Genomic DNA, 20,223 nt, shown 5'->3' with positions numbered 1-20,223 from the left:
GGAGTTCATGATGCTGGTGGAGGGGGGGTTGGGGGAGGATGTCATGATTCCCCTCTCGATGCTCTCCCGCGCCGCTAAGATGCCGGGCATCGTGCCCACCCCGATCATCTTTCCGAGAAAGGAGTTTGAGCCAAGCGCTGCCGAGTCGCCCAACCAACCTCCTCCCGTAGACGTGAAGACGACGTAACCGAACCGAGCGCCGAGCGACTCGCAATGACGCTGTGGCTAAAATGCCCCTCTATCGCTAAAGATGGATGGCGGAAGTCCCACTCGCGGAAAGTGGTTGAGCTCGACCCCCCAACATGCCTGCTGACCCCGGACATCGAGGTGTCCTGCCCAAGTGAAGGCTACGGTGGAGGCGGGTCGGGTCCGACAGGACGAGTACAGCTTCCCTGGGTTCCCCCAAGACACCTAGGGTTCCAGCTTCGCCTCTCGAATCGTATGCTCCCGGCGGTGTTTCTGACACAGCGCGAACGTCGAAAAGGTCGAAGGAACTGGGCGTCCAGCGTGCAAGTCCTCCGGCTCGGGAGTTGCCCCAATCCGCACTGGTTTCAGCGGCCCCGCGCCACACGGCGTCGGCATTGGGCTCTCATCGACCCTGCCTCTGCGGATGAATGCCAGAGCCTTCTCAATCTGGCAGTCCGTTCGGCCGCTGGGCGCGGTCTCCGCGGCGAGCCGGGAGGACGCGGCCCTGAGGCGCTTGGATCCGTGGGCGTCAGGTGTCGGCCACATTGCCCCGGACAAACAGCCGCGAAGCCTTCTGCCTTTCGTCGCCAGACAGGGCGTAGCTGGCAGGCTGTGCCCTGGATCGGGGCAGGTCGAGCGCAGGACTGCGGCCTGCCACTGGATTGAAATCACACTGGAATCAATAAAATCACAGACGGGCTATGTCGGACATTAAAATCCCGTATGTGTTCAGCCCCTGACGGGGCGGCCGGTCAACTGAGCGTCGCGTAGAGCTGCGTCGCCGGATTCTCTCCACGCAACTTCCATGTCCCGAGCACGCTCAGGAGTCGGGCCAGCGCCTTCGCCCCCTTCCAGTTCCGCAATGTCCCAATGATCTTCCGGATGACGATCGCTTCCCGAAGACCCCTTTCGCCGCGGTTGTTCGTCGCCTCCATCCCCGGGTGCTTGAGGAACGTCAGCCACCACGGCATCCCGTTCCGCAGATACGTCATCACCTTCGCCAGCCCCGGCGCCTCGCTCTCCCCGTACCGATCCAGCAGTCCTTGCAGGACCCGCTCGCCCTTCCGAAGCCTCCACGCCAACGTTCGTCGGGAGACCTCCTTCACCCTCTCCGTCAGTTCCGCATGCAACGCGCAGAGCGCCCCATACAACTCCTTCCCCTCCGCGCTCTCCTCCGCCCCGGCCTTCGCATACCGCAGCAGATGCGCCCAACACCGCTGCAAGACCCAGCCGATGTAGCTCTTCCACCCATCGCAGACAATCTGGCCGGTGTAGTCCTTCCCCAACACCTCCTCGACCACCTCCCGCCCCCGACTCGGTCGAATCACCAACAAGAGATCCGCCTCGGTGCAAAAGACCCAGATCCACACCTTTCGGCCATCGATGCGATACGCGGACTCGTCGGCGTGGACCCACGGCGAGGCCCGGAGGCGCTGGAGGATTGTCGCCTCCTCCCCTCGGAGCTTATCGCTCGCCCCCCAGACGACCGCCTGGATCGTGGCCGGGCACCCCGGGATGCCCTCGCGCTCCAACCGTTCCTCGAGCTTCCGATACGGAAGCCGCTCCTCGATCTTCCCCAGCACGATCTCCGTCTGGAGCAGCGGGCCATACCCGGCCGGCTCCCGTCCGTCCGGGAGCGTCGAACGAACCTCGGCTCCGCAGTCCAGACAGTCGTAGACGGCCTGCTCGTATTCCGTCACCACCCGCTTCCGGACCACCTCCACTTCCTGCCGAGTCTCGGTGCCTCGGAACCGAAGGTGTTCGCTACGGCACTTCCCGCAGCGGGAGGCGGTGAGGGCCACCCGCTGGTCCGGGGTCAGCGGCGGGCGGGTGACTCCTTCGTGGCCGGGCTTCGGCCCCGGCTTCTTGCGCTCGTCGGACGGAACGAGGGGACGCGTCCGGGAGTAGCCTGGTGAGTGGTTCCGCACGCTCGGAGGGACGTTCGGATTCTCGTGGACCTGCAAGCGCCGACGGAGCTCCGCATTCTCTCTCCGCAGTCGCTCGTTCTCGCGAGCCCATTCCTCCGCCTGACGCTCCAGCTCTCGGAGTCCCTTCTTGGAAACGACGATCTGATCGTTTTCATTCTCCGGGGTCAGGCGCAACGGAGCCAGAATAGCGGCCACGAGTTCCTCGCTCCGAAGGAGCGAACGAACCCGGATTTCCACTTTGCGCTGGAGGAGAATCAGCGCGCTCAGCCCGTCAGGCTACCGGGGAAGCTGAACACGTACCATAGAACCCTCTCGGCGCGGAGACCCCCCATTTCAATGGGGGGAGGAGCGCCGACACCTACTTGTTTCCCGGAGCGATGGCCCCGGCATACAGCCGAGCGAGTTCCCCTCCGATGGGAACGAGCACGCTCGGCGCAGGGTGCGCCCGCCCCCGAACACCCCGCAAGGGGTAAGGCACTCCCGCAAGGGAGCAACGGTTGAAGATTGGGAACCGACGGGCATACGCACCAGACTCGGGGGGCCTCGCGTCCGCAAGGACGGGGCGGAAACACCTTTGATGCCTCCCTCCGAGTCGGGCCGCTTCCCGCCCGTGCGGGTAGGGATTGGAACCCCGAAGTCGACCGGCCCATGGCGCTCCGTACCGTCGGTAAGACGGCGTTTTCTGGGGAACCAACCCCTGGACGGAAATTGGTAGTGCAAGCCACCGATTGAAATCGGTGGTCGTTGACCAACCGACTTTGGAACACGACCCCTCGTTGACTCAAGGTCGTCCCCCGAGGAACGGTTATAGGTGGGCGCACTCTTTCTCGTGAGATGGCATTTACGGCCAGGATCTGGCGGGACGAGGGGGGTTTCTTCGTAGCGCAATCGGAGGAACTTCCCGGGTGTATTTCACAGGGGAAGACGCTCGAAGAGGCTCGGAGGAATTTCGCGGAGGCCCTCGAAGGATACCTCGAGACCTTAGCCAAGGAGGGTGGCGTTCCTCCTGCCCCGGCTCCTGCGAATGCTCTGCGCGTGCGGTTCGAACTCCTTCCGGCGTAGATGCCCAGCCTGCCTCGTTTGAGCGGGCGGGAAGTCCTGCAGGCGCTCGTTCGAGCCGGCGGTATCGCCCTCCACCAGAAGGGAAGCCATGTCTACGTGCGCATGCCGGGTGTCGCACGTCCGGTTTCCGTTCCCATGCATCCGGAGATCTCCCGGGGAACGCTGAGGGCGATTCTCCGCGAGGCCGGCATCGCTCCTGGTGACCTGAGGCGTCTTCTCTGACCTTCGTGGGCCGAGGTGTGGTATATCGCGATTGATTGACGGGCCGGAGCTCCCCCTCGAGACCCGCACTCATGGACCGCCGAATCCACAAAGGGCGGCACCGCACTGAATCTCGTTACCCAGTCTCGTCGCGCGAAGACTCACCTTCCGCCCATCCGGCCCATGCGAGATACGAGTAATGGAACAGTCGGTGGAAGTGCAGTTTCGCACATTTTGGCCTGTCCTGGCGGTCCGGTGAACTGAGCCTCCCGAGACGTCCCACTCCTGCGAGTGGAGCCTCATCGATGGATAGTAACCCCGAGACGCAATGGTGTGAAGCCCAACGCCATCGGGGGCAGCCTTGCGGCTGCAATCCTAACGGAGCGATCTCTCCTCAAGAACGCGCCGGTCCAGCGGACCCACCGCCCGACCACTGAAGCGTGGACGGGCCTCCTCGCGCTGTTCGCCTCACTCTTCACCGCCCCTACCTTCTCGATCTTCGGGGAACTCCTCACCGCCTGGGTCCTCTGCCCCGCCCGTCGTACCGTCACGGGAATGATGCGCGGCGGGGGTCTCGTCTACCGACGGCCCCACGATGCCTACCACCGCCTCGTGCGGGCCGCGGTGTGGTCCGTCGACGAACTCTGGGACCTCACCGCCACGCTCCTGATTCGTCACTTCGCCCCGGACGGTCGCATCGCCCTCCTCCTCGACGACACCCTCTTCCACCGACGGGGACGGAAGATCGAGGGTGCCGGCATCTTCCGCGACACCGTCCGCTCCTCCGCGAACTCCGTCGTCTACGACCGAGGACTCAACCTTGTTGTCCTCGCGCTGCGCGTGAAGCTCCCGTGGGGCGGCGAGCCGTTGGCCCTTCCCCTCGCCGTCCGCCTCCACCGGAAGGGCGGCCCCACCCTCTTGGACCTCTCGGCGCAGTCCATCCATCGGCTCGCCGAGCGGTTTCCGGATCGCGAGTTCCACCTCATCGCCGACGGGGCCTACGCTCCGCTGGCGGGGTGGGAGCTCCCCCGTACCGAGGTCACCTCGCGGATTCGTCGGGACGCGGCGCTCTACGCCCTCCCCTCGCCCCACCTCCCTGGGCAGATAGGTCGGCCGAGGAAGAAAGGGGAGCGGCTCCCCTCCTTGGCAGCGTGGGCCGCACAGGCCCAGCAGGGATGGGAGAAGGCGGTCGTGGACCGACGGGGGCGGCTGGAGGAACGGCTCCTGCTTTCCCGTAAGGTGCTCTGGTACCACGTCTGCGGGACGGACCTTATTCAGGTGGTGGTCAGCCGCGACCCGACCGAGCACGAGAAGGACGACTTCCTGTTCACCACCGACCTCACCCTGAGTGCCGGGGCGGTGATCGGCCATTACCACGGGAGGTGGCCGATCGAAGGCACGCTGAGGAGTTCCAAGCAGAGCCTGGGCGGCGAGGAGCCGCAGACATGGAGGGGAAAGGGCCCAGAGCGGGCGGCCTCGCTGGCGTTCTGGATGTACAGCGCGATCTGGGTCTGGTATCTCCAGACCCAAGGGCCCACGCCGGTGCTGCCGAAGCTGCCGTGGTATCCGAAGAAGGTGCGTCCGTCGTTCCTGGACGCGGTGTCGGCACTGAGGCGGGAGCTCTGGAGGGAGTAGGTTTCCTCGAAGTGCGGGGGAGAACCGCGACTTCACGAAATCGTCAGGCCCCTGGTGGAGGCACTGTCGCTCACACGATAGGGTTCAGCCCCCACCCCGGTCGGGTGAGGGGGCCGGATTGTGCGAAAGCCCACTGTCGCGCTATTCCGACTTTCTAACGCTCTGGTTTCGTGGCCCCCGTAACTGGCGATGCGTAGCGACGAGCCTAGCGGTCCGGCAACGAGTCTGCTCGAACCCGCGCTCGAATGTACTCCTCTACCGTCATTCCCGAGGCGGCGGCGGCCTGTTCGATCCGTGTGCGCAACAAGTCCGGTAGGCGGAACGGGGGTGGCCCCCCCGGCTTCGGTGACATGTACCAGGCGTGGCGCTCGTCCTCATACCGCCGGAGCACTCGCCTAAACACACGTTCCACCGTTCTTCCGTTCGCCTCAAGAATCACCTTAGCAATCGCCTCCCGAACGTAGGGGAGAAGAAGCGCACCCTCGAAACCCTCCTTGAGACGGCCCGCCACGCACTCGCTATCGGCGGAGAAGAGAGCCAGTGCGAACGGGATCTTGTTCAAGCGGCGACGGGCGTCCCCGGGGTGCATCAGGGGCCTGATGTCCTCGATTAGGGGGCCGAGGTCTTCGAGCCCCGGCTCCGAGGGAAGAAATGGCGGTAGCGGGCATCGCGCCGTGCGCGCGCACACTACGCAAAAATCGTTCAGGTCTAGGACATCTCCGCGGACCTCGTCGGCCACGAGCGCAAGGACGGCGGGAGAGGGCAGGTTTCCTTCCGGCGCTCTCGGCAAGGGGCGGGACCGGATGGAAGAATAGGTCGCGAGCAAGCGTGCCACGGGTTCGGTGACCTCCTCTGACATGCCCCGGGGTGCGTGAGCGATGTACGCCTGGATCCCGGACAGTGGATTCTCTACTTGGCGACCCCAGTCGAATGCGCCCAATCCGAGCAGGACGTCGGGATCAGGGAGCGAGGGCCCGTCGCCGTACAACAGTCCCTCGTAGCTGTATCGTGTAACCACGGGAGGTGCAGTCGAACGGGCAAGCTCGGGAGGGACCGGAGTGCCGGTTGTTGGCTTCGGGGGCGGGAGTTTGGCGCCTTCCGCCGCGAGGGCCCGCGGGTTGGTCGGAGGGGCGCTCACCGGCGATTCCACGGGCCGAGAGGTTCCGAGAAGGGATGCCGGGACCGTGATGCGTACCGGCGTCTCCGGGCCGGCGGCGCGAGCTTCCTCGTAGGCCTTCCGATACGCCTCCGGGGTGATGGTGATGGGGCCGCCCTCGGGAACGGGCTCGCCGAGCGTGGTCTGCCGCGGCCCCTCTTCTCGCTCGGATGCTCCGAAGGTCGGCTGAACGGTCTTGCGGGCTGGTGTGCTCATGCTCGTGCTCCGTACCGCCACTGAAGGGACGGGAAGTTGAAGGGCCCTGATTTTCCCGCGCGCCGTCTCCCACCCGACCCCCGCGGCTCGCGCATAACCCGCGATCGTAAGGTCTGCGCCGCGCACGGCGTGCGCTCGCATTCGCTCTTCGACGACCCGTTCGCGCTGCTTGCTGAGCCTCCCCATCGGTTCCTCTCAACACAACCGCCTTCGGGGCCAATAAGGGCGGTGTCGCGCCCGCAGCGATACCCTCTACCCACGATAATCCGAGATTGGTTTCGGGGGTCAATCGCATAGCGGATTCCAACGCGATTTCGTAGGGGATTGATCCCCGGGTACCCGAGAGGCAGGTCCGACCTCGCTCGTCCATACGTTTGGCCGAACGAGATGCACCGTATTGGCGATCCCGGATACGCCGAAGGGGCGACGGCGAGCCGGCTCGCGCTGTTTCCGTTTCGGTCCTGGGAAGGACGCACGCCTGGGGGCGGTGGACCGTAGCGGCCAAGAGCTGGCGCGAGGGTCGGTCACTCCTCCGCACGTGCCGCTGTGGCTCTGAGTAGGGAAGACGCGCATGAGTCGTGCCTCGGAAGGACTATGCCGGGTGCACCGCCGAACCGGCTACCGTAGACCGAGGGAACGTGATGTCGACAGGTACAGGAGCCATCGGGGGACACGAAGCGGGACAGAGGATAGCGCCGAACACGGCCGAAGGGCGCGACGAGAGGCTCCGCAAGGACCTGCGGTGCTCCGGCTGCGCTGGAATCCTGCCAGCCGGAACGCCGATCCGCACGCTTGAATGGGACCGAGAATCGAGGCGATTTCGCCACGCAGGGTCTTGCTCAAGGCCGGCTCGACCCGACAGGGAGGTTGAGCCCCATCCCATGACGAAGCCGGCCCCGGAGCCAGTACGGAGAACCGATCCGCGGCCCCAACATGCGACGGAGTCGTCTCCCGAACAACTGCAGCCTTTCACTCTCGCCGGGGGGAACTCCGGCGAGCCGGGGCCCGAGGCGGGAAGGGACTGGGCGAGGATCGGGTTCACGCTTCGTCTGGCGGAGTACGAATCGCTGCGCGCCGAGGTCGCGCTGTACGCAGCCGATGGCGAGACGGATGCGAAGTTCACGGAGCGCCTGAGGGAGAGCTTGGTGCTCAAGGCACAGGAGGCACTGGCGGCTGTCGGGGAAGTCCGCGAGTGGCTGAGAAGGGGCCCGGTGAAGTCGTGAGCGTGAATATGATCGCCTTCGAGGTTCGGGGGGTCCCGGCGCCCCAAGGGAGTGCGCGGGGGTTCGTCGCCGACGGGAAGGTCCACATCACGTCGGCGAACCGGGGGCTCGCGGTGTGGCGGCGCCTCGTCTCCGACGTGGCCCAGCAGTACGCGCCGACGAGCCTATGGGAGGATCCGCTGGCCGTGACGCTGACGTTCCGAGTGCCGAAGCCGAAGAGCGCGCCAAAGAAGGTGCGGATGTGGCCGGCCCGACGGCCGGACCTCGACAAACTCTGCCGGGCTTGCTTGGACGGCCTGACGGGGATCGTGTGGAGGGACGACTCGCAGGTGGTGCGTCTCGAGGCCGAGAAGGATTACGGGGCGCCGGGCGTGATCGTCTGGGTCGAGCGGGTCACGCAGGAAGACGAGGAGGCCGAGGCTTGAGCGGGCCGCGGGTCGAGGCGATTGGACGTCGACCTTCGTGTGCCGACATAGGTGTCCTGCCCGGCGTAGGATTATATGGGAAGGTCCCCGTGTGGAGCATGGGCGCATGACGGAAGCACTCACACGGTGGCGGCTGGAGGCGCGCGGGCTCGTCCAGTTGGTGGGCTACCGGGAACGGGTCCGCGACCAGGCCGAGCAGCGCGGCTTGGTCGGCTCCGTGGTGAACGACGAGAACGACCCGCACCGGGTCGAGATCGTCGTCCAGGGTCCCCCGGAGACGTTGGAGGAGTTCCGCAAGGCCGTCAGCGGCTCGGAGGGCCGCAGCCGCCCGAAGGAAGTGATGCGGGTGGAGGAGCTTCCGCCGGACCCGGGCCTGACCGACTTCGAGGTGGGGAGGGGGAGCCTGCCGATCGAAACCTTGGAGCGGATGGAGCAGGGGAATCGTGTGCTGGGCTCGATGGACACCCGGCTGGGGTCCTTGGAGTCGCTCGGCAGGGAAACCCTGGCCGAGACGCGTAAAGTGGGAGAGAAGGTGGATCGGGTCGGTCGGGAGGTGCAAGGTGTCGGGGCGGAGGTCCGGGGCGTCCGGGCCGAGGTCCGCGGCGTCGGGGCGGAGGTTCGGGACGGGAACCGACGCTTGGAGAAGAGCCTCAACCGGATGCACGAGGACATGAGCGTACGGTTCGATCGGGTGGACCGCTCCTACGGAAGCATCGGCAAGACCCTGTTGCGGATCGACAAGAATCTGGAGAAGCTGTCGAAGGCGCTGCTGCTCCTAGCTAAGGAGACGCACCGGGCCGCGATGTCGGCTTCCCGCGCATCGTCGTCGCGAGCCCCGGGAAGGAAGGGGCGAAAGGCGTAGTCCGCTCGGCGCCGCTCCGATCCCGCGAGCGACCGACGCCGATCGCTCGTTCGTCTCTCCGACCACCCGCGGCCGGGGGAACGGCTCGCCGAGGCGGCGGGTCGGCTCCGCGCGCTCGTCGGGGCAGAGCCCGGGACATGCTCCGAGCCAGGCGAGTTCGTGTCGTCGTCCGAGATCAATGGCCGCGTGAGCTTGGCAGCGACCGACGCCTCCATCATGGCCGGGGCGTTGAGCCCGGCGAGACCGCCTCTCCACCCGAGCGCGTGTCGGCGGGCCACCGGTCGGTCCGACGACTACGCCCGGCTCTCGTTATGACGAATCGTTCCTATGTTTTAAATACCAGGGCCGAACTCGGTCCTCTCAGTACTCGGCCTTGCCGGGACAGAAAGCGATGACGAACAACGGAAAGACGACGGGCGGGCTTGTCCTGACAGTGATTGTAGCGGCGCTGATGGTGTTGTCGGTGGCGCTAGTGGCGGTTGCGGCGGCGCCCGCGGTGGCGTCATCGACCGCAGGAGCTCACGGAGCTCAAGCCTACGCGGCGCCAGGAGTGGCTCCTCCCACTACGGCTCCGTTCACATTGACCGCGAACCCCAATGTATTCACGTTTGCTGGCGGGCTCGCTTCGACGGTCGTAACCGCTAGCGGAGCAACCTTCACAGGGAACGCGCTTGTCTACTTCTGTGTCAGCGCCACTATCGGTTTCGCCGGCGCAGTTGCGCAGGTTGGAACCTATCAGGTTTCCCTCGCCGGCACCACGTTCACGAACGCCGCCGTCCCGCTGTCTGGTGGCGGCGCCGTCGTGACCGCGACTGGCTCCTACTACATCGCCGTCACTGACCACGCTGGCTGTGTTTCCGCGCCTACCGCGACGTACACCGCCGCTGTGCCGATCACAGTGACGGCCGCGGCGCCAACGCTCGTCGTCACCACGCCCACTACCGTCGGCTCGGCCGATGCGGTTTCAGGGACCGGCTGGGACGCGGGGGCGACGGTCACGCTCTACCTCAACCAAGCGCCTGCAACCCTCGGTGGGTCTCCGGTAACAGGAGCCCCGGTGCTCGCAACCTTCACGGCGACGGCAGCGGGAAACCTTCCGGCGACGGCGTCCTTCAACGTTCCTGCCCTGAGCGGCACGCAGGCAACGGGTGCCGCGCCCTATAGTCCAGTCATTAGCTCCTACGCGATTGTCGCCCAGGAGACGAACGCGGCATCGGTATCGTTCCCGAGCGGGGGCATCACGGCCGACTCGACGATGAACGTCGAGCCGGCGATCTCGATCTCTCCCGGAAGCACCCAGGGTGCCTCGGGCTCGATCTTCACAATCACCGGGACAGGCTTCGTGGCAGGCCAGTCGATTGCCGCCTCCACCCCCGCCCTTCCGGTGCCATCGATTACCATCGGGGGCATCACCACGTACCACGCTGTGGTCCCGGTCTCCGCAAGCGGTGGCTTCACCGTGACGGCGACCCTCAGCGCCAAGATCGTTGCCTACGGCCCGGTGAACGTCGTGATTACACCCACCGCCCCCGCGGCTACGGATACGTTCACCGCCGCGGTCTATGTATCGATCCCGGGCCACCTCCCGCACCTGGTGTTGCTCGATGAGATTACATCCTCGACGACGGGAACCGTAGGCGATCCCCTCCTGGTGACAGTGTACGGCTTCCAGGCATCGGGGACGGTTTCGATCTACTTCGACTCGTCGATCTTCACACTGAGCACGGACGCAAACGGCTTCGCACAGCTGACGACGGTCGTGCCGATGGTCCCGGGTGGCGTCTACCTGGTGAGCGCGGCGGGCGGTGGCTACAGCGCCTCGGCGTCCTTCACCGTCCTGCTGACGGTCGCGATTACGGACTCGAGTGGCTCGCTGCTGAACGGCGAGTACGCGGCCGCTGGATCGATGGTGACGGTTTCCGTGAACGCTGTCGGCCCGTATACGGCCGAGGGCATCACGGATAGTGGGCTCCTCCACGCTCTTGCCTACTATTCCTACTACGGAATCCCCCTGGTGACAATCTCGAACGGGAGTGTCATCAGTCCGACGCAGTTCCAGACGAACGGCATCGGCGTGCTGACGATCACGTATCCGCTCTCGTACCATGCCTCGGTTGCCACCGGCACGCCTAAGACGATCACCGTCGCACCGACTGCGGACACTGCCACATACTACGCGGTCGGCGGCGCCGTGGTAAGCTGGACCGGCTCAGGCGTGTTCTCCAGCGCACCGGGAGACAGGATTACCGCGTCCGTCTCGAAGCTCGTTCCCAGCGACGCACCGATCACGCCCGAGACGGCTCCGTTTACCGCGCCGTTCTCGTTCTACATCGACGGGACGGTGGTCGTGCTCTCGACGACCCACACCACCTTCACGCCCGTGGCGAGCTACCCCGTCGCCGGCAGTGCGACCGTTGTATTCGTGATCCCCGCTTTGGTAACGAACGGCGTGCACACGCTGGCCCTGGAGAGCTCGGCGAAGACCGCTCTCTTTACGGACTACGAGTTCATCGTCAGCACGGCTGGCGCCACCGGGGCAACCGTGGTGTTCAGCGCGGCTATGAGCACTATCGTCGGTGGCTCGGGAACCGCGGCGAATCCGTTCACGGGCTATCCCAACCTGGGCTTGGGGAACGACATCGGGTACGGCATGGAGTTCGACCTCTACAACTTCCCCGCAACGACCTCGGTCGCGATTACCGTCTACGGGATGTCCGGGACGACGGCTGCCACCACGGACGCGAACGGCGGCCAAGCGGTCTTCGTATCGCTCGCGGCAGCTCTCGGAGGGATTCCGTATCTCGTCCAGTTCAGCCTGACGTCCGGTGCGACGATCACCGGCGCGAGCTGGTACTATGAGACGATCCCGGCGGTCGCGCTCGACGTATCGTCATTCCTTGACAACGGGGGCGCACCGGCGACGGACTACCTGGGCTACAACGGTGTGTCGGCTCCCGCGGGAAGCAGCGTGGGGATCTTCGCGAACTCCCTCCTACCGGACACGGTCTACAACGTCTACCTCACCGCGTCCGCGACGTTCGCACCGGCTGACTTCATCAGCACGTTCACCACGGACGGGGCCGGAGACCTGGGAGCAGGCGTGTCGGTATCTCTGCCGGCCTCGCTCACGACCGGGACGTACTACCTCGATGTGGCAGCAGCGTCCAGCACGGCTACGTCCACAACGCTCTTTGTCACGGTGGAGGTCGCGCAATTGGCTCCCGCCTACGCGTTCCCGGGACAGTCGATCGCGGTATCGCTGACACCTTTCGTTGTGGCGGGTGTATCGTTCTACATCGTGACGGCTTACCTGAACGGCTCCGCGTTCGCGAGCTATGACGTCGCCCCACTGGTGGGACCCGCTACCACCATCAGCGTCACCTTCGTGATGCCGAACGGGATGCCGGGCAACTACTGGTTCGTGTCGTACAGCATCACTCCGGTTACGACCACCACGACCACCACGAGCCTCTCGGGCGTGACCTCGCCGGTGGCCGCCACCCCCAGCATCACGACCGTGGTCAATGTGGTCACGTACGTCACACTCACGACAGCCTTCGTCTTCCCCGGGACCTTCACGGGTGTGACGGGCGTTGCAGTGAGCACGGCCACTACGGGCTATTCGATCGTCTCGGTGGCGCTCAATGGCATAACGAGGGGCGGGTATGAGTACACGATCGGGGTGATGGGGCCATCGGCTACCGCCGGGGTCGCCCTCAGTTCGATCGCCACCTACACGTACGCGGGCACCCAGGTGGTCAACAGCTACAGGAGCGCGCAGCTCTTTGCGCTCACCTATCCGACCACGCTTGTTTCGGGGAACGGTGCGCTGATCACGGGGATCACCCCGGGCCAGGTCGCGACGATCGTTTCTGAGGTGAGCGCGGGCGTGACGACGGCGATGAAGGTGCCCTTGGCGGAGCTGAACGCGTCGGTGGTAGCCATCAACGGCTTGGTGGCGGAGATCACGACCTCGTTCGGGACGATGACGACGACCCTTAAGGCGATCAACGCGACCGTCAGCGCCAACGCTGCCGGGATCGCGAACATCGAGAACGGGATCGTCAGCATCACCACCACGCTCGGCACCGTGACGGCAGCTCTCTCCGCGATCGGGGCGACGGTGACGACCGTGTCGAACAACGTGATCATCCTGAACACCACGCTCGGTCAGGTGGACACGACGCTCACCGCGCTGAACGCGAACGTCGCGTCGATCGCGAGCGGAGTAGCGACGCTGACGACCGATGTTGGTCAGATCCAGGTGAGCCTCACCGCGATCGGGGCCCAGTTGACGTCCGTGACCGGCACGCTCGCCACGATCACCTCGACCCTCGGGACGATGTCGGCTTCGCTGGCCTCGATCGGGACGACGGTAACGTCGATCAGCCACGGTGTCGCTACGATCCAGACGGACCTCGGGACTCTGACCGGCAATGTGACGTCGATCAGCAACGGTATCGCCACGATTCAGACGAACCTCGGAACCCTCCAGGCGAGTGTGAACAGCTCGGCGACGTCCTCGAACCTGAACACGGCGATGGTCCTGCTCTACGTGGTGATCGTCTTGGTCATCATCACGCTGGCCTTGGCGGCAGTGCTCCTGACCCGACTCGGACAGCGGCGCCCTCCGGCGGAACCGCCGAAGGCGTACGAGGCACCTAAGACGCCCTAGGAGGGTCCCCGCGGGGGGCCATCACCCAACCCTTTCCTTCTTCCCTTTTTCTTCTTGAAGTCGAGTCCGGGTTAAGTGTCGTCGAGTCAGATCGTTGGTGTCGGGCCCTTCCCAACCCGGTGCACGTATCGTGGGAGTCCCTGGTGCGCTCTGCGTGACTACCTGCGTATGCCAGGGTGGCGTTCCTCGCTCCCGCAGTGCTTGGGCGGCGGTCTGGTGCGCCGACTCTTTCCATCTGCATTGAGGGGGGTGTGCTCACTCGGGTCTCGACCTCGAGCCCCCTCCAAGAGCCACCCCCAGACCCGCTCCCCGCCCGAGAGGCTTGCCGACCCCCCCCCAGAGAGTCCTCCCCACCTGCCCTGCGGTCTCCCGAGCTGGACCGTTACCTGAACGCGGCGATGTAGGCCTCGTGGGCGTACTTATCCAAGTCATCCAGGAGGTGAGGAGCTGCATCTGCAGCAGCTCGATCCTGATTTCAATGCAGAGGGGGCGACGGATGCGGTTGACGAGACGGAAAGCGCGCTCGACCCCACGTAGGGCAGGAAGAGGTCGGAGAGGATGCCTCCACTCGTTCGTGGGAGAATGTCACAGTTGAATTCCGTACGAGTGAAGGAACCACTCGAACTGCCGGGCCTCGGTCATGAACTTCCGGCCCTCGTCTGTGACGCGAAAACGGGTCGCCCGGTCCGAGCCTTCATCGCCCGGCACCTCTTCGGCCAGCTTGCGACGACAGAGTTCATCGGCATACTCCTCGAGCCGGCGATACGGTACATTGACCGTATGGGAGAGCCGCGCTAGCGTTACCTCGCCGGCATCCATCGCCCGAAGGATCTCGAGCAGAATCGCGATCTCGGTCCGGTAGCTCCTCATGGTGTGAGTGCATGGCGCAGGCGGAACAGAGGCAGGAAGAACAGGACGACGCCGACGTCCAGAAGACCGTAGGCGAGCGCTGCGCTGAACGAACCCACCCCCATGATGCTCAGGATAGCGAACAGGACGGAGGCGACGAGGACCAGGAATGCCGCGAAGACATAGCGGGAATCGGGCGCCCGCCGCCGCTCCCGGACGATGACGATCGAGCTGTAGACGAGAAAGTACAGCGCCAGCACGTAGGCGATCGCCTCGGCGGGGGCGAACACGACGCCGGTCAGCCCCGCCGCGGACGATAGGAACTCCCGCCGGAGGTTCTGGTAGAACACCAGAAAGAGCGCGGCGACTTCGAAGAGGGCCGCGAACAGATACACCCACCCGTAGAAGGAGCCGAGGATGGCCGCGAGGAACGTCAGCGTGAACAGCAGGTAGACGGCGGTGATCGAGAAGAACCGGCCCACGAGCCGAAAGGCCGAAAGGAGCAGGACGGTAGCGAACGCCGAGATCGCCAACCCCGCTACGGCAAGGGAAAGGAGGACGAGGTCGGGCACCATTCACAGAGCGAACGGCAGTATTTGGGGTCTGGGGAGCGATGGTTCCCCACGGCCCCCTGGCTCGTCGTAGAACGCTCCCGACGCCGTGGGGCGGCCTCCGATCTCTTGGCCGCCTTCCGTGGCAGGCTTCCCTTCGGTGAGCATCTCCGGGCCCATGGCCCGAGCGAGATCCCGTCCGTTCGGGCGTCTTCCATCGGACCCGCGGAACTCACCGCGTTCCGTTCCGGTCATCGAATCGGCTCCGGTCACGGACACCGGCCGACCATTTCGCCGATAGGCGGTCAATCCCGAGGGTGCATTTTCTCAAGGTCCGGGTGAGCCGGGAAGTCGTAGCTCGCCCGTTGGTCAAGGACGGGGACCAGGGCCGAGGGGCCCCTTGCGGTTGCGACTCAGAGAGAGGTCCGTCACCTATCCGGCCCCCTGGGCAGGCAGGTACCGCCGCGCGGGCCTCCACCCCGATGCGCCCCAACGGGAACGGGCCCCTCTCTAGCCCGGGGGGAGGGTTCATATCGAGCCAGGCATAGGACCCACCGCCGGCACAGACCGACCGCCGGTCGAGGGGGAGATGCCGTTGATTGCTGTTCGGACTGTGAACAGGTTGAAGCTATCTGGCCCCACCGGAGCGGTCGCGCTGACCCTACTGCTGATCGCGAGCACCATCCTCGTGGTCGCCGGCCCTGCGGGCCTGCCCCAGTCGCACCTCCCGAGTACTACGTCGTCTACTTCCGTTGGGGCCGCTGCGTGGAGCGTTGACGCGTTGCGCTCGTCGCCGCTCTCCTCCGTCCGAGACCCCGAGCCCGGGCTGGGCCTCTCGGGCGCGATCGCGATTGGACCTCCGTCGGTTTCCTCGCTCCTCATCGTCGTGTCGTTTCCCATCCAGCACTCGCCGCATCTGGCCCAGTTCCTCCGCTCTCTTTCGGACCCGACCTCCTCCCTCTATCACCGGTACCTGACCGCCTCCGCGTTCGACGCCATGTACGGTGGGAATGCGACGGCGTACGCGGCGGCGGACGCCTACTTCCAGTCGTTCGGCGTGGGGAGTCTGCGGACGTCCGCCGATCGGCTGACCCTCACCTTCATGGCCACCCCGGCTCAGATCCAGGAGATCTTCCACACGAGCGTTGAACAGTTCGCACTCCGTGGCCAGACCTACGTCGCCCCGACGGGGGTTCCGGAGCTTCCGAGCGAGCTCGCTTCCGCCATTTCGAGCGTCGAGGGTCTCAGCACGTATTCCTCCCTCCTCATCCACACCGACTCCTCCTCCGCCGTGGTCCGGAGCGCGGCGGGGACCCATGCGGCTCCCCGGGTCTCCACGGCTGTCTACCTCCAGCCGGCCACGGTCAACGGAGTCCAATACGAGTACGCCCCGGACTTCCAGGTGGCTTACGATGAACTCTCGCTCTTCCAGGATTCCGGCTACCCCACGAACGCGGTCGTTGCGACGATCCTGTGGGCCGGGACCGATGCCTCCGGAGCCGCCGTCGGCCCGTACGTCCCCTCGGACATCTCCGATTTCTTCAACGAGACGCTGCCGGCAGCGCAGCCTCACGCGAGCGTCAATGGAGTTCCGCTGTACGGTGCGCTCCCGCCGGGAGCGAGCGCGAGCTACGATGCTACCGGGGCGAACGTGGAGAACACGCTCGACCTCGAAATGGTCGGGAGCACCGCGCCCGGCGCCTCCATCTACAATGTCTATGGACCCACGGCCTCATTCGCCAACCTCGACGCCGCGTTCAGTTACATCCTCAACCCGACCCATACACCGGGTCTCGCCAACGTCAACGTGATCACGAACTCCTGGGGCGGGTCCGACACGAACGACACGACGTGGATGGGGTACCTGGAGGAGGCGCAAGCCCGGGGCATCTCGGTGCTCGCATCGAGCGGAGACGCGGCGGACAACCCCGCGAGCTCCAAATGGTCGGGGACCACCGTAGAGTTCCCCTCGTCGATGGCGTACAATACCTTCGGTGTAACGGCCGTGGGCGGAACGACCGTCACGTTGAATCCGAGCCTCCAGCTCGCGAGCCAAGTGGCGTGGAACATCAGCGCGGCGGACACGACCGATGGAGGACCCGCCGGGAGCACGGGCGGGATATCGACGGTCTTTCCCGAGCCCTCATGGCAATTGGCCACTTCGGCCAACGCCGTGATCGGCGGGGCGGGTCGCGGCGTTCCGGACATTGCGGCAATCGCCAACAACACCCTGATTACCATCAATCTCGATGGCTACCAATACCAAGCCTGGAATGCGACACATGGTGGACGGTTCGATGCGTCGTGGGGGACCAGCATCGCCTCCCCCCTGACCGCGGGACTCGTCGCCGAGATCGATCACGTTCTCGCGGCCCACGGGAATGCCGCGCTCGGCTTCCTCAATCCACAGCTGTACGCACTCGCAAACATGGAGTTCGCCCCGCTCACCTCGACCGCGACGACGGGATACGACGTAACCGGAAGCTATGTTTCACCCCTCCCGACGCTGCCACTTCTCGACGTCACGACCGGCGCGAACTATGTCTACAAAGCCCTGGCCGGCTACGACCTCGTTACCGGCTGGGGCTCGCTCGACGCGTACAATTACACGATGTACTTCCTGAGCGTCCCGTCCGCCGGTGTGTACGGCCGGCTCTCCGGAGTCGAGGACTACCTCAGCCTGAGCAACCTCGGGGTCACGTCCTACTTCTCGGGCGGCGGGGTCAACACCCAGTTCAACGCGTCGATCCAGCAGAACTTCTTTCTCGCGAACAGCCTCGGCGCTCCGATATACTGGATCCAGAACGTGATCTACATCACGAACACGTCCCGCGGCTGGGCGATGACCGATTCCGGCTGGGTCGTCTACCCGTTCTACGGGCTCTACCCCAGCGATACGATCTACGAATACAACTTCCCGTCGGGACAGTACGTCTCCCTCCCCTCGAACTTCGACGTGAAGACCGTTCTCCAATCGCCGGCCGGGTTCAATGCCCAGTATGTCACGTTCTCCGTGGGGGCGAACACGGTGACGCTGCCTGTTCCCGGCGCGGCCTACATCATCGGGAGCCTCGGGTACAATTACTCGTGGCAGGGAGTGAACTATACCAACGGTCCGTACCCGAACAACCAGGTGCCCGGCGGCCTATCGCCGCAGTTCGGACTCGTGGGGGGACCGTCGTTGGCGACCGGGGTGTTCGCGCACCCCACGTCGGGGAACCTCACGGCCCGGGTGCTTCCCTACGGTAGCTCGAAGTTCATTCCAGCGGCGACGAAGTCGTTCGGGGGGAACGTGGACCAGACCGGAGAGGCCGCGGCGAACCTCGCGTGGACGCAGCAGTCCGGGCAGAACTGGAGCCTCGGCATCCTGTCCGCCAGCACGACCCAGGGGGTCCTCTCCTACCAGCCCCCGACCGGCGCGACGTACTCCGTGAGCTTCACGGAGACGGGGCTCCCGTCGGGGACCTCCTGGTCGGTGACGTTGAACGGGGCCACCGAAAGCGCGACGGCGACCACCATCGTGTTCGGGGGGCTCACGAACGGAAGCTACCCCTATACCGTGGGCGCGGTCCCAGGATATACGGCGAGCCCGTCCGCGGGCAGTATAAGCGTGAGCGGAGGAGACTATAGCCAACCGATCACGTTCTCCGCCGAGTCGACGTACGCGGTGACACTCACCGAGACGGGTCTACCGTCGGGAGCCTCATGGTCGGTGACCCTCGGCGGTAGTCTCGAAAGCTCGGTGACGAGCTCGATCACCTTCAACGAACCGAACGGCCAGTACTCCTACTCCATCACGGCCATTCCAGGGTACTCGACCCAGTACCACGGGCAGGTGACCGTGAATGGGGCGCCGGTTTCGGTGAGCGTGCAGTTCACCATCGTGGAGTACTCCGTCGTGTTCACGGAGACGGGCCTCCCGTCGGGTACGTCCTGGTCGGTGACGTTGAACGGGGCGACGCAAGCGTCCACGACCTCGACCCTCACCTTCACCGAGCCGAACGGAACCATCCCGTACTCCATCGCAGATGTCCCCGGGTGGCACCAGTCCGCCCTTCCCTACACCGGATCGGTGACCGTGGACGGAACGGTCGTGACCGAGCCGACGCTCGCCTTCGGGCCCGCGACGTACGCGGTCACCTTCCTGGAGGCCGGGCTGACGTCGGGGATCTCCTGGTCGGTGACATTGAACGGGGTAACGGAGGCGTCTACGGCCACCACCCTCACGTTCGCCGAGCCCAACGGGACAGTGTCGTATTCCATCGGGGACGTTTCGGGCTGGCACCAAGCGACGCTTCCGTACGCGGGTTCCGTGACGGTGGCCGGAGGGGCCGTGACCGAACCGGCGCTGGAGTTCACCCAGTTGACGTACTCGGTGACCTTCTCGCAGACGGGGCTCCCCTCGGGGACCTCCTGGTCCGTGACGTTGAACGGAGCGACGGTCACCTCGACGACGTCCTCCCTCGCGTTCACCGAGCCGAACGGTACGTACTCCTACTCGATCGGAGGCGTCCCCGGGTGGCATCAGCCGAGCATGCCCTACGCCGGATCGGTCACGGTGAATGGGTCGGCGGTGAGCTACGCGGCCCTCGCGTTCAGCGAGTTCACTTATGCGGTGACCTTCACCGAGTTCGGCCTGCCTTCCGGAACCCTGTGGTACGTGAACGTCACGAGTGGCCCCTCCTATGGCTCGACGACTGACGTTGTCACTCTCGCCGAGCCGAACGGCACATTCGCCTACACGGCGGCGACCGGCGCGATGTACAACGCAACGAGCCCGGGCGGCACCGTGAGGGTGGCGGGGGCGGCTGTCGGAGCGTCGATCGCGTTTGTGGGCACGTTCGAGATCACCTTCAACCGTCCTTCGGGAATGCCGGCGGGTGGCTCCTGGACCGTCTACCTGAACTCGACGACGGGCCCGAGCATCGTTCGCACCGCCTCGACGGGTTCGCTGACCATCCGAGCGCCGAATGGGACGTACTCCTACTCGATCGTGGTCCCCGGAAACCCGTCTCTTGCGAGCCAGGGGACCGTTGCCGTGCAGGGCTCGAACGTCGTAGCGAACCCATCGTCGGCCACCCCGAGCAGGTTCCTAGGGTTCTCCGGCAATACCGGTTACTACATTCTCGCCGCAGTGATCGTAGGGCTGGCGCTCGTGGCGATCTGGGCGCTCCGGCGCCGTCCTGGAAGCGGGTGAGATCCTCCCCCAGCAAGTCGGGGCCCCCTGCTCAGGGTCATAGATCGAAGTCGCCCG

13 protein-coding genes are annotated in these 20,223 nt (G+C 65.4%); 9 read left to right on the top strand and 4 right to left on the bottom strand.

What is annotated here, in order from left to right:
• The coding region (locus VMV28_06735; GenBank protein ID HUZ80293.1) for a hypothetical protein at positions 1-187 on the top strand (187 nt) is incomplete at its 5' end.
• A gap of 751 nt (positions 188-938) precedes the next feature.
• Here VMV28_06735 and VMV28_06730 read toward each other — a convergent pair.
• Entirely contained in the window at positions 939-2,309 is a 1,371-nt protein-coding gene (locus VMV28_06730; GenBank protein HUZ80292.1) for an IS66 family transposase, read from the bottom strand.
• A 639-nt stretch (positions 2,310-2,948) separates the two neighbouring features.
• Between VMV28_06730 and VMV28_06725 the strand changes: the two genes are divergently transcribed.
• The 3 genes from VMV28_06725 to VMV28_06715 all read left to right on the top strand — a co-directional run bounded on the left by VMV28_06725 (position 2,949) and on the right by VMV28_06715 (position 5,012).
• Positions 2,949-3,176, top strand: a complete 228-nt coding sequence (locus tag VMV28_06725; protein ID HUZ80291.1) for a type II toxin-antitoxin system HicB family antitoxin — start codon at positions 2,949-2,951, stop codon at positions 3,174-3,176.
• The gene (locus VMV28_06720; GenBank protein HUZ80290.1) at positions 3,177-3,398 is read left to right on the top strand and encodes a type II toxin-antitoxin system HicA family toxin; all 222 of its coding nucleotides are present in this window, start codon (positions 3,177-3,179) and stop codon (positions 3,396-3,398) included.
• A gap of 312 nt (positions 3,399-3,710) precedes the next feature.
• Positions 3,711-5,012, top strand: coding sequence for a transposase (locus tag VMV28_06715; GenBank protein HUZ80289.1), 1,302 nt, complete (start codon positions 3,711-3,713; stop codon positions 5,010-5,012).
• A 205-nt stretch (positions 5,013-5,217) separates the two neighbouring features.
• On the opposite strand, the gene VMV28_06710 is transcribed toward VMV28_06715, so the two are convergent.
• Positions 5,218-6,384 (bottom strand): hypothetical protein, encoded by a 1,167-nt coding sequence (locus VMV28_06710; protein ID HUZ80288.1) that lies wholly within the window; start codon positions 6,382-6,384, stop codon positions 5,218-5,220.
• 881 nt (positions 6,385-7,265) lie between these two features.
• Between VMV28_06710 and VMV28_06705 the strand changes: the two genes are divergently transcribed.
• From VMV28_06705 to VMV28_06690, 4 genes are all read left to right on the top strand, one after another.
• Complete coding sequence (locus VMV28_06705) at positions 7,266-7,607, top strand: hypothetical protein (GenBank protein HUZ80287.1); 342 nt, start codon at positions 7,266-7,268, stop codon at positions 7,605-7,607.
• Positions 7,604-8,032 (top strand): RusA family crossover junction endodeoxyribonuclease, encoded by a 429-nt coding sequence (locus tag VMV28_06700; protein HUZ80286.1) that lies wholly within the window; start codon positions 7,604-7,606, stop codon positions 8,030-8,032. The genes VMV28_06705 and VMV28_06700 overlap by 4 nt, the downstream gene beginning before the upstream one ends.
• Before the next feature lie 106 nt (positions 8,033-8,138).
• Positions 8,139-8,894, top strand: a complete 756-nt coding sequence (locus VMV28_06695; protein ID HUZ80285.1) for an acylphosphatase — start codon at positions 8,139-8,141, stop codon at positions 8,892-8,894.
• 391 nt (positions 8,895-9,285) lie between these two features.
• Entirely contained in the window at positions 9,286-13,569 is a 4,284-nt protein-coding gene (locus VMV28_06690) for a hypothetical protein (protein ID HUZ80284.1), read from the top strand.
• Positions 13,570-14,154: 585 nt separating this feature from the next.
• Here VMV28_06690 and VMV28_06685 read toward each other — a convergent pair.
• A complete protein-coding gene (locus VMV28_06685; GenBank protein ID HUZ80283.1) occupies positions 14,155-14,439 on the bottom strand; it encodes a winged helix-turn-helix domain-containing protein in 285 nt (94 codons plus the stop codon).
• Positions 14,436-14,990 (bottom strand): hypothetical protein, encoded by a 555-nt coding sequence (locus tag VMV28_06680; GenBank protein ID HUZ80282.1) that lies wholly within the window; start codon positions 14,988-14,990, stop codon positions 14,436-14,438. Before VMV28_06680 ends, VMV28_06685 begins: the two co-directional genes overlap by 4 nt.
• 601 nt (positions 14,991-15,591) lie before the next feature.
• Between VMV28_06680 and VMV28_06675 the strand changes: the two genes are divergently transcribed.
• A complete protein-coding gene (locus VMV28_06675) occupies positions 15,592-20,166 on the top strand; it encodes a protease pro-enzyme activation domain-containing protein (GenBank protein ID HUZ80281.1) in 4,575 nt (1,524 codons plus the stop codon).
• Positions 20,167-20,223: the final 57 nt, after the last annotated feature.

Source organism: Thermoplasmata archaeon (assembly GCA_035532555.1).
In the GTDB taxonomy this organism is placed as follows: Archaea; Thermoplasmatota; Thermoplasmata; order Lutacidiplasmatales; family UBA184; genus Lutacidiplasma.
This window is presented reverse-complemented; position numbering and strand designations above follow the sequence as displayed.

Coding starts and splice junctions, on each gene's coding strand:
- VMV28_06725 (HUZ80291.1), top strand. CDS start 2,949: ATGGCATTTACGGCCAGGATCTGGCGGGACGAGGGGGGTTTCTTCGTA.
- VMV28_06720 (HUZ80290.1), top strand. CDS start 3,177: ATGCCCAGCCTGCCTCGTTTGAGCGGGCGGGAAGTCCTGCAGGCGCTC.
- VMV28_06710 (HUZ80288.1), bottom strand. CDS start 6,384: ATGAGCACACCAGCCCGCAAGACCGTTCAGCCGACCTTCGGAGCATCC.
- VMV28_06705 (HUZ80287.1), top strand. CDS start 7,266: ATGACGAAGCCGGCCCCGGAGCCAGTACGGAGAACCGATCCGCGGCCC.
- VMV28_06695 (HUZ80285.1), top strand. CDS start 8,139: ATGACGGAAGCACTCACACGGTGGCGGCTGGAGGCGCGCGGGCTCGTC.
- VMV28_06690 (HUZ80284.1), top strand. CDS start 9,286: ATGACGAACAACGGAAAGACGACGGGCGGGCTTGTCCTGACAGTGATT.
- VMV28_06685 (HUZ80283.1), bottom strand. CDS start 14,439: ATGAGGAGCTACCGGACCGAGATCGCGATTCTGCTCGAGATCCTTCGG.